The sequence below is a fragment of the Klebsiella sp. S69 genome (assembly GCF_016516145.1).
Lineage (GTDB): Bacteria > Pseudomonadota > Gammaproteobacteria > Enterobacterales > Enterobacteriaceae > Klebsiella > Klebsiella oxytoca.
Genome location: NZ_JACVUU010000029.1, coordinates 18,549 through 34,121 on the forward strand (window position 1 = coordinate 18,549; position 15,573 = coordinate 34,121).

Here is a 15,573-nt window from a genome sequence, read left to right on the forward strand (position 1 = left end):
TCATGAACCAACAGGATATTGAACAGGTGGTGAAAGCCGTACTGCTGAAAATGAAGGACAGCAGCCAGCCGGACAGCGCCGTTCATGAGATGGGCGTCTTTGCCTCCCTTGATGACGCCGTCGCGGCGGCAAAGGTGGCTCAGCAGGGGCTGAAAAGCGTGGCGATGCGCCAGCTGGCGATTCACGCCATTCGTGAGGCAGGCGAAAAACATGCCAGAGAATTAGCGGAGCTTGCCGTCAGCGAAACCGGCATGGGACGCGTTGAAGATAAATTTGCCAAAAACGTGGCCCAGGCGCGCGGCACGCCGGGCGTCGAATGTCTCTCCCCGCAGGTGCTGACCGGCGATAACGGCCTGACGCTGATTGAAAACGCGCCGTGGGGCGTGGTGGCCTCGGTCACCCCCTCCACCAACCCGGCGGCGACGGTGATTAATAACGCTATCAGCCTGATTGCCGCGGGCAACAGCGTGGTGTTCGCCCCGCATCCGGCGGCGAAAAGAGTCTCTCAACGGGCGATTATGCTGCTCAACCAGGCGGTAATTGCCGCGGGCGGTCCGGCCAATCTGCTGGTCACCGTGGCGAACCCGGATATCGAAACGGCCCAGCGGCTGTTTAAGTACCCCGGCATTGGTCTGCTGGTGGTCACCGGCGGCGAAGCGGTGGTGGAGTCCGCACGCAAGCATACCAATAAACGTCTGATTGCCGCCGGGGCCGGTAACCCGCCGGTAGTGGTCGACGAAACGGCCGATCTGGCGCGCGCCGCGCAGTCCATCGTCAAAGGCGCCTCGTTTGATAACAACATTATCTGCGCTGACGAAAAGGTGCTGATTGTCGTCGATAGCGTCGCCGACGAGCTGATGCGCCTGATGGAAGGCCAGCAGGCGGTGAAGCTCAGCGCGGCCCAGGCCGAGCAGCTTCAGCCGGTGCTGCTGAAGAATATCGATGAGCGCGGCAAAGGTACGGTCAGCCGTGACTGGGTGGGACGTGACGCGAGCAAGATTGCCGCCGCTATTGGCTTGAGCGTTCCGCCGCAGACGCGCCTGCTGTTTGTTGAAACGCCGGCCAGCCATCCGTTTGCCGTGACTGAACTGATGATGCCGGTACTCCCTGTCGTACGGGTGGCCAGCGTCAATGACGCTATCGCGCTGGCGGTACAGCTGGAAGGCGGCTGCCACCATACGGCGGCGATGCACTCGCGCAATATCGACAACATGAATCAGATGGCCAACGCCATTGATACCAGCATTTTCGTCAAAAACGGGCCGTGCATTGCCGGGCTCGGGCTGGGCGGAGAGGGCTGGACCACCATGACCATCACTACGCCGACCGGGGAGGGGGTAACCAGCGCACGTACCTTTGTCCGTCTGCGTCGCTGCGTGCTGGTGGATGCGTTCCGCATCGTATAAGGAGTGAAAGAGATGGCGCACGACGAACAACGTTGGCTCACTCCCAGGCTACAAAAAGCCGCGGCCCTGTGTAACCAGACGCCTGCGAACAGCGGTTCGCCGCTGTGGCTGGGCGTGGATTTAGGCACCTGCGATGTCGTGTCGATGGTGGTCGATGGCGATGGCCAGCCGGTTGCAGTGTGCCTGGACTGGGCTGACGTCGTGCGCGACGGCATCGTCTGGGATTTCTTCGGCGCCGTTACCCTCGTGCGCCGCCATCTCGACGTTCTTGAACAGCAGCTCGGCTGCCGCTTCACCCATGCGGCGACCTCTTTTCCACCGGGTACCGACCCGCGTATTTCGATCAACGTACTCGAATCTGCCGGCCTGGAAGTTAGCCACGTGCTGGATGAACCGACCGCGGTGGCGGATCTGCTGCAGCTTGATAACGCCGGCGTGGTGGATATTGGCGGCGGTACCACCGGCATCGCCATCGTTAAGCAGGGTCTGGTGACCTACTCCGCCGATGAAGCGACCGGCGGCCACCATATCTCTCTGACCCTCGCCGGAAATCGTCGCATCCCGCTGGAAGAGGCGGAGCAGTACAAGCGCAGCAACGCGCAGGAGATCTGGCCTGTGGTGAAGCCGGTGTACGAAAAAATGGCGGAGATCGTTGCTCACCATATTGAAGGACATGGCATTGCCGATTTATGGCTGGCGGGCGGCTCCTGTATGCAACCGGGCGTGGACGCGCTGTTTCGCAAACGCTTCCCGGAATTACGGGTGCATTTACCGCAGCACAGCCTGTTTATGACCCCGCTGGCGATAGCCAGCAGCGGAAGAGAGAAAGCGGAGGGAATCTATGCAAGCTGAACTGCAGACGGCGCTCTTTCAGGCGTTCGATACCCTGAATCTACAGCGGGTGAAAACCTTCAGCGTGCCGCCGGTAACGCTGTGCGGCCTCGGCGCGCTGAGCGCCTGCGGACAGGAGGCGCAAGCGCGGGGCCTAAGCCATCTGCTGGTGATGGTCGATAGTTTCCTGCATCAGGCGGGAATGACCGCCGGGCTTGCTCGCAGCCTGGCAATGAAAGGGGTGACGATGACCGTCTGGCCCTGTCCGCCGGGAGAACCGTGCATTACCGACGTCTGCGCGGCGGTGGCGCAGCTGCGCGAGTCGAAGTGCGACGGCGTGGTGGCCTTTGGCGGCGGTTCGGTGCTGGACGCGGCGAAAGCGGTCGCGCTGTTAGTCACCAACCCGGAGCAGACATTAAGCGCGATGACGGAAAGCAGCGTACTGCGCCCGCGTCTGCCGCTGATTGCGGTGCCGACCACCGCCGGAACCGGCTCGGAAACCACCAACGTGACGGTGATTATCGATGCAGTCAGCGGGCGTAAGCAAGTGCTGGCCCATGCCTCGCTCATGCCGGACGTGGCGATTCTCGACGCCGCCCTGACCGAAGGCGTTCCGCCACAGGTGACGGCAATGACCGGGATTGACGCGCTGACCCACGCCGTTGAGGCATACAGCGCGCTCAACGCGACGCCCTTCACCGACAGCCTGGCGATTGGCGCGATAGCGATGATCGGCCGGTCGCTGCCGAAGGCCGTTGGCTACGGCCAGGATCTTGCCGCGCGCGAAAGTATGCTGCTGGCTTCCTGTATGGCGGGGATGGCCTTTTCCAGCGCGGGTCTGGGCTTATGTCATGCGATGGCGCATCAGCCTGGCGCAGCGCTGCATATTCCGCACGGCCAGGCCAACGCCATGCTGCTGCCGATGGTGATGGAGTTTAACCGCATGGTGCGCCGCGAGCGTTTCAGCCAAATCGGCCGGGCGTTAACCGGCAAGAAAACCGACGATCGAGAGGCTATCGCCGCCGTACGCGAGCTGATCGCTGAAGTGGGCCTGAGCAAACGACTCTCGGATGCCGGCGCGATGGCTGAACATTTCAGCGCATGGGCGCAGGCGGCGCAGGAGGACATTTGTCTGCGCACTAATCCACGCACCGCCAGCCGGGAGCAGATTATCGATCTGTACGCGGCGGCGCACTGATGCGGCGTTAACCCCGGCTGATTATCCCGGAGGCGACGCTGCGCGTCTGTCCGGGCTACCAGCCCGTAGCCCGGGCAAGGCGCAAAGCGCCGCCCCCGGGAGAAGTGCGCAAAACGTTACAGAATTTCCCGAAGGCGATGCCGGGCTACCGTCCTGGCGTTGGTTGTATGCCCATGGGACGTCTTTACACATAACGAATGACAGGGAGTAAGGGCTATGGGAATTAACGAAATCATCATGTACATCATGATGTTCTTTATGCTGATTGCCGCCGTGGACAGGATCCTGTCGCAGTTTGGCGGCTCGGCGCGCTTTCTCGGCAAGTTTGGTAAAAGCATTGAGGGCTCCGGCGGCCAGTTCGAAGAGGGGTTTATGGCGATGGGGGCGCTGGGCCTGGCGATGGTCGGGATGACCGCGCTGGCGCCGGTACTGGCGCACCTGCTCGGGCCGGTGATTATTCCGCTGTATGAAATGCTCGGCGCCAACCCGTCGATGTTTGCCGGCACGCTGCTGGCCTGCGATATGGGCGGCTTCTTCCTCGCCAAAGAGCTGGCGGGCGGCGACGTGGCGGCGTGGCTCTATTCCGGCCTGATCCTCGGGGCGATGATGGGGCCGACGCTGGTGTTCTCCATTCCGGTCGCGCTCGGAATCATCGAACCCTCTGACCGCCGCTACCTGGCGCTGGGCGTGTTGGCCGGGATCGTTACGATTCCGATCGGCTGTATCGCCGGCGGCCTGGTGGCCATGTACTCCGGCGTGGAGATTAACGGTCAGCCGGTAGAGTTTACCTTCGCGCTGATCCTGATGAATATGATCCCGGTGCTTATCGTCGCGGTGCTGGTCGCGCTGGGGCTGAAGTTTATTCCTGAAAAAATGATCAACGGCTTCCAGATCTTCGCCAAATTTCTGGTGGCGCTGATCACCATCGGCCTGGCGGCAGCGGTCATCAAGTTCCTGCTGGGCTGGGATCTGATCCCGGGGCTTGATCCGATCTTTATGGCTCCCGGCGACCAGCCCGGCGAGGTGATGCGCGCCATTGAAGTCATTGGATCGATATCCTGCGTGCTGCTCGGCGCTTATCCGATGGTGCTGCTGCTGACTCGCTGGTTTGAAAAGCCGCTGATGCGCGTCGGTAATCTGCTGAAAATCAATAATATGGCCGCCGGAGGCATGGTGGCGACGCTGGCCAACAACATCCCGATGTTCGGCATGATGAAACAGATGGATACTCGCGGCAAAGTCATTAACTGCGCGTTCTCCGTCTCCGCCGCTTTCGCGCTGGGCGACCATTTAGGCTTCGCCGCCGCCAACATGAACGCCATGATCTTCCCGATGATCGTCGGCAAGCTGATCGGCGGCGTTACCGCCATTGGCGTGGCGATGCTGCTGGTGCCGAAAGATGAAAACGCACCGGCGGCGGCGACCACCGAAGCGGAGACGCAATCGTGAAAACTCGCCAGCTGCTGAGCGTCGGCATCGATATCGGCACCACCACCACTCAGGTGATCTTCTCCCGCCTTGAGCTGGTTAACCGTGCGGCGGTGTCGCAGGTGCCGCGCTACGAATTCATCAAACGCGAAATTAGCTGGCAAAGCCCGGTCTTCTTTACCCCGGTTGATAAACAGGGCGGTCTGAAGGAGGACGAACTCAAGGCGCTGATTCTGGCGCAGTATCAGGCCGCAGAGGTTGCCCCAGAATCGGTGGACTCCGGGGCGATCATTATCACCGGCGAAAGCGCGAAAACCCGCAACGCAAGGGCGGCGGTGATGGCGCTCTCGCAGTCGCTGGGTGACTTTGTGGTGGCCAGCGCCGGGCCGCATCTGGAATCGGTGATTGCCGGTCACGGCGCCGGGGCGCAAACCCTTTCTGAACAGCGGATGTGCCGGGTGCTGAACATTGATATCGGCGGCGGTACCTCAAATTACGCGCTATTTGAAGCGGGAAAAGTCAGCGCCACCGCCTGCCTGAACGTTGGCGGACGCTTGCTGGAGACCGACGGCCAGGGACGGGTGGTTTATGCCCATCAGCCGGGGCAAATGATCGTCGATGAGGTTTTTGGCGCAGGCGTCGATGCGCGCGCGTTGAGTGCTTCGCAGTTAGCGCAGGTAGCGCGTCGGATGGCGGATCTGATCGTCGAAGTTATCGACGGCACGCTCTCTCCGCTGGCGCAACGGCTGATGCAAACCGGCCTGCTGCCCGCAGGCGCGGTACCCGAGGTGATTACCCTTTCCGGCGGAGTGGGCGAGTGCTACCGCAACCAGCCTGTTGACCCGTTCTGTTTTGCGGATATCGGACCGCTGCTGGCCACGGCGCTGCACGAGCATCCGCGGCTGCGGGAGATGAACGTGCAGTTTCCGGCGCAAACCGTGCGCGCCACGGTGATTGGCGCCGGTGCGCATACGCTCTCCCTTTCCGGCAGCACCATCTGGCTGGAAGGGGTTCAGCTCCCGCTGCGCAATCTGCCGGTGGCGATCCCGCTTGATGAATCCGATCTGCTGAGCGCCTGGCAGCAGGCGCTGCTGCAGCTCGATCTGGATCCGGGATCGGATGCTTACGTGCTGGCGCTTCCTGCTTCGTTGCCGGTGCGCTACGCCGCCCTGCTGGTGGTGATTGACGCGCTACTGGCTTTTGTCGCGCGCTTTCCCAATCCACATCCCCTGCTGGTGGTGGCCGAGCAGGACTTTGGCAAAGCGCTGGGCATGCTGCTGCGCCCGCAGCTGCAACAACTCCCGCTGGCGGTCATCGATGAGGTGAGCGTACGGGCGGGGGACTATATCGACATTGGTACGCCTCTTTTTGGCGGATCGGTTGTGCCGGTGACGGTGAAATCACTCGCATTTCCTTCCTGAGGGAACGACTTATGAAATTAAAGACCACATTGTTCGGCAATGTTTATCAGTTTAAGGATGTAAAAGAGGTGCTGGCTAAAGCCAACGAACTGCGTTCGGGGGATGTGCTGGCGGGCGTGGCGGCAGAAAGTTCGCAGCAGCGCGTAGCGGCGAAGCAGGTGCTCTCCGATATGACGGTCGCCGATATTCGTAATAACCCGGTGATCCCTTATGAAGAGGACTGCGTGACGCGCCTGATTCAGGACGATGTCAACGAAACCGCTTATCAGCGGATTAAAAACTGGACCATCAGCGACCTGCGCGAATACGTGCTCAACGATGAAGTCACCAGCGACGATATTGCGTTTGTGCGCAAAGGGCTAACCTCAGAAGTGGTGGCGGCGGTGGCGAAGGTCTGTTCCAACGCCGACCTGATCTACGGCGCAAAGAAAATGCCGGTGATTAAAAAAGCCAACACCACCATCGGCCTGCCGGGCACCTTTAGCTGTCGCCTGCAGCCGAACGATACCCGCGATGACGTGCAGAGCATTGCGGCGCAAATCTACGAAGGGCTCTCGTTCGGCGCGGGCGATGCGGTGATCGGCGTTAACCCGGTGACCGATGACGTGGAGAACCTGACCCGCGTCCTCGATACCGTCTACGGCGTTATCGACAAGTTTAATATCCCGACTCAGGGCTGCGTGCTGGCGCACGTCACTACCCAGATTGAAGCGATCCGCCGCGGCGCGCCGGGAGGGCTTATTTTCCAGAGCATCTGCGGCAGCGAAAAGGGGTTAAAAGAGTTCGGCGTGGAGCTGGCGATGCTCGATGAAGCGCGGGCGGTCGGCGCCGAGTTCAACCGTATCGCCGGAGAAAACTGCCTCTACTTTGAAACCGGGCAGGGCTCGGCGCTGTCGGCTGGCGCGAACTTCGGCGCCGATCAGGTGACGATGGAGGCGCGCAACTATGGCCTGGCGCGGCACTACGATCCGTTCCTCGTCAATACGGTGGTGGGCTTTATCGGGCCGGAGTACCTCTATAACGACCGGCAGATTATTCGCGCCGGTCTCGAAGATCACTTTATGGGCAAGCTGAGCGGCATCTCGATGGGCTGCGACTGCTGCTACACCAACCATGCTGACGCCGATCAGAATCTCAATGAAAACCTGATGATTCTGCTCGCCACCGCCGGTTGCAACTACATCATGGGCATGCCGCTCGGCGACGACATCATGCTCAACTATCAGACCACCGCGTTTCACGATACTGCCACCGTCCGTCAGCTGCTGAATCTACGGCCGTCTCCGGAGTTCGAACGCTGGCTGGAAACCATGGGCATTATGGCAAACGGTCGTCTGACCCAACGGGCGGGCGATCCGTCACTGTTCTTTTGATGACGCGGGGATGACACATGATGGATCAAAAGCAGATTGAAGAAATTGTACGTAGCGTGATGGCGTCAATGGGACAACCGCAGACGGCCGCAGCGGCGCCTCAGGCTGCGGCGACGAAGTGCGCGAGCCAGTGTGAGGTCGCGGCGGAGAGCTGCGCGCTGGATTTAGGATCGCCAGAGGCTAAAGGCTGGATTGGCGTGCAGCAGCCGCATCGCGCGGAAGTGCTGGCCGAACTGAAACGCAGCACGGCGGCGCGCGTTTGCACCGGCCGCGCCGGCCCGCGTCCGCGCACCCTCGCGCTGCTGCGCTTCCTCGCCGACCATTCGCGCTCTAAGGATACGGTGCTGAAAGAGGTTCCGGAAGAGTGGGTGAAAAACCAGGGATTGCTCGAGGTGCGTTCCGAGATTAGCGACAAGAACCTCTACCTGACGCGCCCGGATATGGGCCGTCGCCTGAGTCCGGAAGCGATTGACGCGCTGAAGGCGCAGTGCGTGGCGAATCCTGACGTTCAGGTGGTGGTATCCGATGGCCTCTCTACGGACGCGATTACCGTCAACTATGAAGAGATCCTGCCGCCTCTGCTGTCGGGGCTGAAGCAGGCCGGGCTGAAGGTCGGTACGCCGTTCTTCGTCCGCTACGGACGGGTCAAAATTGAAGATCAGATTGGCGAAATCCTCGGCGCGAAGGTCGTCATCCTGCTGGTAGGCGAGCGTCCCGGGCTGGGGCAGTCGGAAAGCCTCTCCTGTTACGCCGTGTATTCGCCGCGCGTGGCAACCACCGTTGAAGCGGACCGGACCTGTATTTCCAATATTCACCAGGGCGGCACGCCGCCGGTAGAAGCCGCTGCGGTGATCGTCGATTTGGCCAAACGCATGCTGGAGCAGAAAGCTTCCGGCATCAATATGACTCGTTAAGGAGGCATCATGCCTGCATTAGATTTAATTCGCCCTTCGGTGACGGCCATGCGCGTGATTGCTTCGGTAAATGACGGCTTTGCCCGCGAGCTTAAATTACCGCCGCATATACGTAGCCTCGGACTCATCACGGCGGATTCGGATGATGTGACCTATATTGCCGCTGACGAAGCGACAAAACAGGCGATGGTTGAAGTGGTTTACGGGCGCTCCCTCTACGCTGGCGCAGCTCACGGCCCGTCGCCAACCGCAGGGGAAGTGCTGATTATGCTGGGCGGCCCGAACCCGGCGGAAGTTCGCGCTGGCCTGGACGCGATGATGGCGCATATCGAAAGCGGAGCGGCGTTTCAGTGGGCCAACGATGCCGAAGATACGGCGTTCCTGGCGCACGTGGTTTCGCGTACCGGCTCTTATCTCTCGTCTTCCTCAGGCATCGCGCTGGGCGATCCGATCGCCTATCTGGTGGCGCCGCCGCTGGAGGCCACTTTCGGCATTGACGCAGCGATGAAATCGGCCGACGTGCAGCTGGTCACCTACGTGCCGCCGCCGTCGGAAACCAACTATTCGGCCGCCTTCTTGACGGGGAGCCAGGCCGCCTGTAAGGCAGCCTGCAATGCCTTTACCGATGCCGTTCTGGATATTGCCCGTCATCCAATCCAGCGCGCGTAAGGGGGAAGCGATGATCAACGCCCTGGGATTACTGGAAGTTGACGGCATGGTCGCCGCCGTTGATGCGGCGGATGCGATGCTGAAGGCGGCCAACGTGCGGCTGCTCAGCCATGAGGTTCTCGACCCCGGCAGGTTAACCCTCGTGGTGGAAGGCGACCTGGCGGCGTGCCGGGCGGCACTGGATGCCGGAAGCGCTGCGGCGCAGCGTACGGGGCGCGTTGTTAGCCGTCGGGAGATAGGGCGCCCGGAAGAGGACACCCAGCGGCTGATCGGCGGCTTTCAGCCGCAGCCGGAAGCCCCGCAGCCACCGGTGATAGCGGAGTCCTCTGAGCCTTTACTGGCGCTACTGGCATCGACGCGTCAGGGAATGACGGCAGGGGAGGTGGCCGCCCATTTTGGCTGGTCGCTTGACGAAGCCAGAAAGGCGCTGGAACAGCTGTTTTCTACCGGATCGTTGCGTAAACGCAGTAGTCGCTATCGTCTAAAAAATTAACCAGTCGGAGGTGCCGGGAACGCGAGAGCGCTCCCGGTTGATAAGATCATGAAAAAGAAAACACCGGCCAGCCTGCACCATCTTTATCATGAAGCATTACCCGAAGACGTTAAATTGACGCCGATGGTCGAGGTGGATAACGTCCACCAGCGGCGGACCACCGATGTCTATGAACATGCCCTGACGATTACCGCCTGGCAGCAGATTTACGATCAGCTGCATCCGGGGAAATTTCACGGTGAATTTACCGAAATCCTGCTCGATGATATCCAGGTTTTTCGCGAGTATACCGGTCTGGCGCTGCGTCAGTCCTGCCTGGTATGGCCGAACTCTTTTTGGTTCGGCATCCCGACAACCCGCGGCGAGCAGGGGTTTATAGGATCGCAGTGTCTCGGCAGCGCCGAGATCGCCACCCGACCCGGCGGCACCGAGTTCGAACTCAGCACGCCGGATGATTACACCATTCTGGGAGTGGTTATCTCAGAGGATGTCATTTCCCGTCAGGCCAGCTTCCTGCATCACCCGGAGCGGGTGCTGCATATGCTGCGTAACCAGTCGGCGCTGGAGGTCAAAGAGGAGCACAAGGCAGCGCTATGGGGCTTTGTGCAGCAGGCGCTGGCGACGTTTAGCGAGAATCCGGAAAACCTTCATCAGCCCGCTGTGCGCAAGGTATTGGGCGATAATCTCCTGCTGGCGATGGGGGCGATGCTGGAGGAGGCGCAGCCGATGGTCACCGCCGAGAGTATCAGCCATCAGAGCTACCGGCGGCTGCTTTCCCGGGCGCGGGAGTACGTGCTGGAGAATATGTCGGAGCCGCTGACGGTTCTCGATCTCTGTCAGCAGCTGCACGTTAGCCGCCGCACGCTGCAAAATGCCTTTCACGCGATTCTGGGGATCGGGCCGAACGCCTGGCTGAAGCGCATTCGTTTGAACGCGGTGCGCCGGGAGCTGATTAGCCCGTGGTCGCAGAGCGCAACGGTGAAAGATGCCGCGATGCAGTGGGGCTTTTGGCATCTGGGCCAGTTCGCCACCGATTATCAACAGCTGTTCGCCGAGAAACCGTCGTTGACGCTGCATCAGCGGATGCGGCAGTGGGTTTGATTACGCGTTATTTACCGGCTGGCGAATCGTGCCGTCATCGTAGGCCTGATAAGCGTAGCGCCATCAGGCAAAACAGCGCCGTATCTGGCCTACGGATCGCACCATCTGGCAACTTTAAACCCAATCACGTACCTGAATGAATTCGCTTAGCGCGGCCTCCGGGCTGCCCGCTTCCGGCTGGTAGTCGTATTCCCAGCGCACCAGCGGCGGCATCGACATCAGAATGGACTCGGTACGGCCGCCGGTTTGCAGACCAAACAGGGTACCGCGATCCCACACCAGGTTGAACTCCACGTAGCGCCCGCGACGGTAGAGCTGGAAATCGCGCTCGCGCTCGCCCCAGACTCTCTCTTTACGCCGCTCGACAATCGGCAGATACGCCTTGGTGAAGCCGTTGCCCACCGCCTGCATAAAGTCGAAACAATGGTCAAAGTTCGGGGTATTCAAATCATCGAAAAACAGGCCGCCGATGCCGCGCTGCTCGTTACGATGCTTGAGGAAAAAGTAGTCGTCACACCACTTTTTATAGCGCGGATAAACCTCTTCACCGAAGGGCTGGCAAAGATCGCGGGCGGTACGATGCCAGTGAACGGCATCTTCTTCAAAACCGTAGTAGGGGGTTAAATCAAAGCCGCCGCCGAACCACCATACCGGATCGGCACCCGCTTTTTCCGCGATAAAAAAGCGCACGTTGGCGTGGCTGGTAGGGATGTACGGGCTGCGTGGGTGTACGACCAGCGAGACGCCCATCGCTTCGAAGCTGCGGCCTGCCAGTTCAGGACGATGCGCGGTTGCGGAAGCCGGCATTGCATCACCGTGCACGTGGGAAAAATTCACGCCAGCCTGCTCAAAGATACCGCCATTGCGCAGCACCCGGCTGCGTCCGCCGCCGCCGCCTTCCCGCTGCCAGCTATCCTCGATAAATTCGCTACCGTCAACGGCGCTAAGCTTTTGGCAGATGTCATCCTGGAGCTGAAGAAGGAAAGCTTTTACCTGGTGCGCGTCGGGTTTCATTAACGTCTCTTCGAGTGGGCTTTCTGGTTATCGAACCAGTGGAAATAGCTGATAATGCCGTTGGCTATCGCCGTGGCGATTTTCTGCCGGAACGCGGTGGTGCCCAGCAGTTTTTCTTCGTTCGGGTTGGTAATAAACGACGTCTCCACCAGCACCGACGGAATTGATGGCGACTTCAGCACGACGAACGCAGCCTGTTCGGTATTGCGGCTGTGCAGCTTATGCACTGGCTTAATCTTTTTCAGGATGTGCGAGCCGAGCGTCAGGCTGTTCTTGATGGTGTCCGTTTGCACCAGATCGAACAGCACTTGCTGCAACAGATGGTCTTTATCGGTCGTTTTCTTGCCGGCCACTTCATCCGCCCGGTTTTCGCGATCCGAGAGATACTTCGCCATGGCGCTACTGGCGCCGCGGTTGGAGAGGGCGAAAACGGAGGCGCCGGCGGCGCTCGGGTTGGTGAAGCCATCGGCGTGAATCGACATAAAGAGATCGGCGCCGTGCTTATGGGCGATCTCCACGCGGTCATAGAGTGGAATAAAGGTATCGCCGCTGCGCGTAAGACGCGCATCGATACCGTTGTTGCGCAGGATGCTGCGCACGTTTTTGGCGATAGCCAGCACGACGTGCTTCTCTTTTGAACCGTTATGGCCGATAGCGCCGGTATCAATACCGCCATGGCCCGGGTCGAGCATCACGACGCGCCTGGCGCCTTTTTTCTTCGCTACGGGTTTGCTGTGCCCATTGGATGTTTTCAATGGCTGTTGTTCTTTCGCGCTGGCCTGAGAGGCGATCCCTGAAAGCGTCATTGCTGCCAGCCCGGCTTTCAGCACCTGGCGGCGCGAAGCAAGTATTTTTAATGGTTTAAAAGTGCTCATTCGGCCTGAATTGCAAACAAGTGGTGACTAATGTTATATCGTATCGTGTTTTTTGATACGACCATTCAAAATAAGAATTGTTTTACTTTTCATTTCAATACATGACAAAGTCATATTATGCCATTTTTTGCGGCTCATTGCGCCTGATATTGGCTAGCGGGCACAATCGCGCCATAATCTCTGTTTTTAACCGTTAATGGTGGGCAATACCATGGAGATACGCGTTTTTCGCCAACAAGATTTCGAAGAGGTTATTACCCTGTGGGAGCGCTGCGATCTCCTGCGGCCATGGAACGATCCGGAAATGGATATTGAGCGTAAGCTGAACCACGACGCCAGCCTGTTTCTGGTGGCCGAAGTTAACGGTGAAGTGGTTGGTACGGTGATGGGCGGTTACGACGGTCACCGCGGCTCTGCTTATTATCTCGGCGTGCATCCGGAATATCGCGGTCGCGGTATTGCTAACGCGCTGCTTAATCGGCTGGAGAAAAAGCTGATTGCCCGCGGCTGCCCGAAAATAAACATTATGATCCGCGAAGATAATGATGTGGTTCAGGGGATGTACGAACGCCTTGGCTATGAGCATTCGGACGTGCTTTGCCTCGGCAAACGCTTAATTGAAGATGAAGAATACTGAGTTTATCCCCGCCGATTTTGATACCCACGGCCGCCTGCGCTTGCCGTTCCTTTTTTGGTGCGTGCTGCTGCTTCAGGCGCGGACGTGGGTGCTGTTTCTGATGGCCGGCGCGTCGCGGCAGCAGGGTGACGCGCTGCTGAATCTGTTTTATCCGGATCACGATAATTTTTGGCTGGGATTGCTGCCCGGCATCCCGGCGGTACTGGCATTTCTCATCAGCGGACATCGTCAGCGTTTTCCTCGCCTCTGGCCGATGATGCGCTGGCTTCTGGTGCTTTCTCAGAGCCTGCTGCTGGTCTGGCAGCCGCTGCTGTGGCTGAGCGGAGAATCGCCCTCGGCGGTGACCATCTCCCTGCTGGCGGCGGATCTTTATGCGCTCTGGTGGCTGTTAAGCAACCGTCGGTTGAAAGCCTGTTTTCGCGAAGAGCAGGTTTAACGGCACTTTTTGCCGATCGCGCACTCCAACTTGCGTTGAATTAATCAGAAAGGACTGAGTCATGAAATCGCGACGTTTACTTCTCTGCGCATTACCGCTGGCGTTAACCGGCTGCTCGACGATGAGCTCGGTTAACTGGTCGTCGGCTTATCCGTGGAACTGGTTTGGTTCCTCTACGCAAGTAACCGAACAGGGCGTAGGCAACCTGACGGCGACAACGCCGCTGAACGAGCAGGCGATCGGCGATGCGCTCGGCAGCAGCTACCGCCTGCGCAGCGGCATGAAAACGACTAACGGCAATATTGTGCGCTACTTCGAGGCGTTAAAAGATGACAAGGTTGCGCTGACCATTAACGGCGAGAGCGGGACTATTAGCCGTATCGACGTGCGGGATAGCAACATCAAAGCCGCCAGCGGCGTGAAAATCGGGACCCCGTTTAGCGATATTTACAGCAAAGCGTTTGGCAACTGTCAGAAAGGCAGCAACGATAACGGTGCGGTGGTGGAGTGTAAGGCCGAGGGCAGCCAGCATATTAGCTATGCTTTTACCGGTAACTGGAGCGGTCCTGAGGAGTTAATGCCTTCCGATGACACGCTGAAAAACTGGAAGGTGAGCAAAATTATCTGGCGTCGCTAATTTGATCTGAAGTGATTCGACGTCCTGAAAAAGCGGGTACAATAGCGCCTTAAAAGCCACAGCGTTGTGGCTGTACTATTTCAGGAGGAGCGATGTCTCAGGTTCAGAGCGGCATTTTGCCGGAACATTGCCGTGCGGCGATTTGGATTGAAGCGAATGTCAAAGGCGATGTGGACGCACTGCGCGAAGCCAGCAGAGTGTTTGCCGATAAGTTAGCCACCTTTCAGACAAAATATCCGGAAGCTAAGCTGGGAGCAGTCGTCGCTTTCGGTCATCACGTCTGGCGCCATCTGAGCGGCGGCGTAGGGGCCGAAGAGTTAAAAGCGTTCCCGGGCTACGGTAAAGGTCTGGCTCCGTCGACCCAATATGATGTGCTGATTCATATCCTGTCCGCGCAGCATGAGCTGAACTTCTCTGTCGCTCAGGCGGCCATGTCCGCTTTTGGCGCCGCGATTGAGGTCAAAGAGGAGATTCACGGCTTCCGCTGGATTGAAGAGCGCGACCTCAGCGGTTTTGTTGACGGTACCGAAAACCCGGCGGGGGAAGAGACCCGTCGTGAAGTGGCGGTGATTCAGGATGGCGTGGATGCGGGCGGCAGCTACGTATTCGTGCAACGCTGGGAGCACAACCTCAAGCAGCTTAACCGCATGAGCGTTCCCGAGCAGGAGATGATGATCGGCCGTACCAAAGAGGCCAACGAAGAGATTGACGGCGATGCTCGACCGGAAACCTCTCACCTGAGCCGCGTGGATTTAAAAGAAGAAGGGAAAGGGTTGAAGATTGTGCGTCAGAGCCTGCCTTACGGTACCGCCAGCGGTACTCACGGCCTCTACTTTTGCGCCTACTGCGCGCGTCTGCACAATATTGAACAGCAGCTGCTGAGTATGTTCGGTGATACCGACGGTAAGCGCGACGCGATGCTGCGTTTTACCAAACCGGTGACCGGCGGATACTACTTCGCGCCGTCCCTGGATAGGCTGCTGGCGCTGTAAGATCTCCTCCTCACCCTCTCCCCGCAGGGAGAGGGAACCGTTCGGCGCGGTCGGCAAGCGTCGCCCGTTTTCCGGTTATGGATGCGTGATTCAGATAAGCTTTGCCATTCTCTTATTCTCTTTTCGACTTCCAAATCGCCAAACGGTA

General features: G+C 59.3%; 16 protein-coding genes. 14 read left to right on the forward strand and 2 right to left on the reverse strand.

Going from position 1 to position 15,573, the window contains the following annotated elements:
• Nucleotides 1-2: 2 nt before the first annotated feature.
• From IAE27_RS24430 to eutR, 10 genes are all read left to right on the forward strand, one after another.
• Nucleotides 3-1,406: an aldehyde dehydrogenase family protein gene (locus tag IAE27_RS24430; protein ID WP_016809543.1), complete on the forward strand. Its 1,404-nt coding sequence runs from the start codon at nucleotides 3-5 to the stop codon at nucleotides 1,404-1,406.
• A 12-nt stretch (nucleotides 1,407-1,418) separates the two neighbouring features.
• Nucleotides 1,419-2,258, forward strand: coding sequence for an ethanolamine utilization protein EutJ (eutJ, locus tag IAE27_RS24435; protein ID WP_004104382.1), 840 nt, complete (start codon nucleotides 1,419-1,421; stop codon nucleotides 2,256-2,258).
• Nucleotides 2,248-3,435, forward strand: coding sequence for an ethanolamine utilization ethanol dehydrogenase EutG (gene eutG / locus IAE27_RS24440; protein WP_135800511.1), 1,188 nt, complete (start codon nucleotides 2,248-2,250; stop codon nucleotides 3,433-3,435). Before eutJ ends, eutG begins: the two co-directional genes overlap by 11 nt.
• 216 nt (nucleotides 3,436-3,651) lie before the next feature.
• Nucleotides 3,652-4,884, forward strand: coding sequence for an ethanolamine utilization protein EutH (gene eutH / locus IAE27_RS24445; protein WP_004104378.1), 1,233 nt, complete (start codon nucleotides 3,652-3,654; stop codon nucleotides 4,882-4,884).
• Nucleotides 4,881-6,284 (forward strand): ethanolamine ammonia-lyase reactivating factor EutA, encoded by a 1,404-nt coding sequence (eutA, locus tag IAE27_RS24450; protein ID WP_200092924.1) that lies wholly within the window; start codon nucleotides 4,881-4,883, stop codon nucleotides 6,282-6,284. Before eutH ends, eutA begins: the two co-directional genes overlap by 4 nt.
• 11 nt (nucleotides 6,285-6,295) lie before the next feature.
• Entirely contained in the window at nucleotides 6,296-7,657 is a 1,362-nt protein-coding gene (eutB, locus tag IAE27_RS24455; RefSeq protein WP_004104373.1) for an ethanolamine ammonia-lyase subunit alpha, read from the forward strand.
• A gap of 20 nt (nucleotides 7,658-7,677) precedes the next feature.
• On the forward strand, nucleotides 7,678-8,571 hold the full coding sequence (gene eutC / locus IAE27_RS24460; protein ID WP_026056014.1) for an ethanolamine ammonia-lyase subunit EutC: 894 nt from the start codon (nucleotides 7,678-7,680) through the stop codon (nucleotides 8,569-8,571).
• Nucleotides 8,572-8,580: 9 nt separating this feature from the next.
• Nucleotides 8,581-9,240 carry an ethanolamine utilization microcompartment protein EutL gene (gene eutL, locus IAE27_RS24465; protein WP_004104369.1) on the forward strand — a complete coding sequence of 220 codons (660 nt, stop codon included), beginning with the start codon at nucleotides 8,581-8,583 and terminating at the stop codon, nucleotides 9,238-9,240.
• A 10-nt stretch (nucleotides 9,241-9,250) separates the two neighbouring features.
• Complete coding sequence (gene eutK / locus IAE27_RS24470) at nucleotides 9,251-9,733, forward strand: ethanolamine utilization microcompartment protein EutK (RefSeq protein WP_016809547.1); 483 nt, start codon at nucleotides 9,251-9,253, stop codon at nucleotides 9,731-9,733.
• 48 nt (nucleotides 9,734-9,781) lie between these two features.
• Complete coding sequence (gene eutR, locus IAE27_RS24475) at nucleotides 9,782-10,834, forward strand: HTH-type transcriptional regulator EutR (RefSeq protein ID WP_023329894.1); 1,053 nt, start codon at nucleotides 9,782-9,784, stop codon at nucleotides 10,832-10,834.
• 114 nt (nucleotides 10,835-10,948) lie between these two features.
• On the opposite strand, the gene hemF is transcribed toward eutR, so the two are convergent.
• On the reverse strand, nucleotides 10,949-11,848 hold the full coding sequence (gene hemF, locus IAE27_RS24480; protein WP_070555681.1) for an oxygen-dependent coproporphyrinogen oxidase: 900 nt from the start codon (nucleotides 11,846-11,848) through the stop codon (nucleotides 10,949-10,951).
• Entirely contained in the window at nucleotides 11,848-12,723 is an 876-nt protein-coding gene (gene amiA, locus IAE27_RS24485) for an N-acetylmuramoyl-L-alanine amidase AmiA (RefSeq protein ID WP_004104362.1), read from the reverse strand. Before amiA ends, hemF begins: the two co-directional genes overlap by 1 nt.
• Nucleotides 12,724-12,934: 211 nt before the next feature.
• On the opposite strand from amiA, the gene IAE27_RS24490 reads away from it, so the two are divergent.
• The 4 genes from IAE27_RS24490 to IAE27_RS24505 all read left to right on the forward strand — a co-directional run bounded on the left by IAE27_RS24490 (nucleotide 12,935) and on the right by IAE27_RS24505 (nucleotide 15,425).
• Nucleotides 12,935-13,360, forward strand: coding sequence for a GNAT family acetyltransferase (locus IAE27_RS24490; RefSeq protein WP_004104360.1), 426 nt, complete (start codon nucleotides 12,935-12,937; stop codon nucleotides 13,358-13,360).
• The gene (locus IAE27_RS24495) at nucleotides 13,347-13,796 is read left to right on the forward strand and encodes a DUF2919 domain-containing protein (RefSeq protein WP_004104358.1); all 450 of its coding nucleotides are present in this window, start codon (nucleotides 13,347-13,349) and stop codon (nucleotides 13,794-13,796) included. Before IAE27_RS24490 ends, IAE27_RS24495 begins: the two co-directional genes overlap by 14 nt.
• A gap of 61 nt (nucleotides 13,797-13,857) precedes the next feature.
• Nucleotides 13,858-14,433, forward strand: a complete 576-nt coding sequence (locus IAE27_RS24500) for an RpoE-regulated lipoprotein (RefSeq protein ID WP_108704703.1) — start codon at nucleotides 13,858-13,860, stop codon at nucleotides 14,431-14,433.
• Nucleotides 14,434-14,525: 92 nt separating this feature from the next.
• The gene (locus IAE27_RS24505) at nucleotides 14,526-15,425 is read left to right on the forward strand and encodes a Dyp-type peroxidase (protein WP_070555679.1); all 900 of its coding nucleotides are present in this window, start codon (nucleotides 14,526-14,528) and stop codon (nucleotides 15,423-15,425) included.
• Nucleotides 15,426-15,573: the final 148 nt, after the last annotated feature.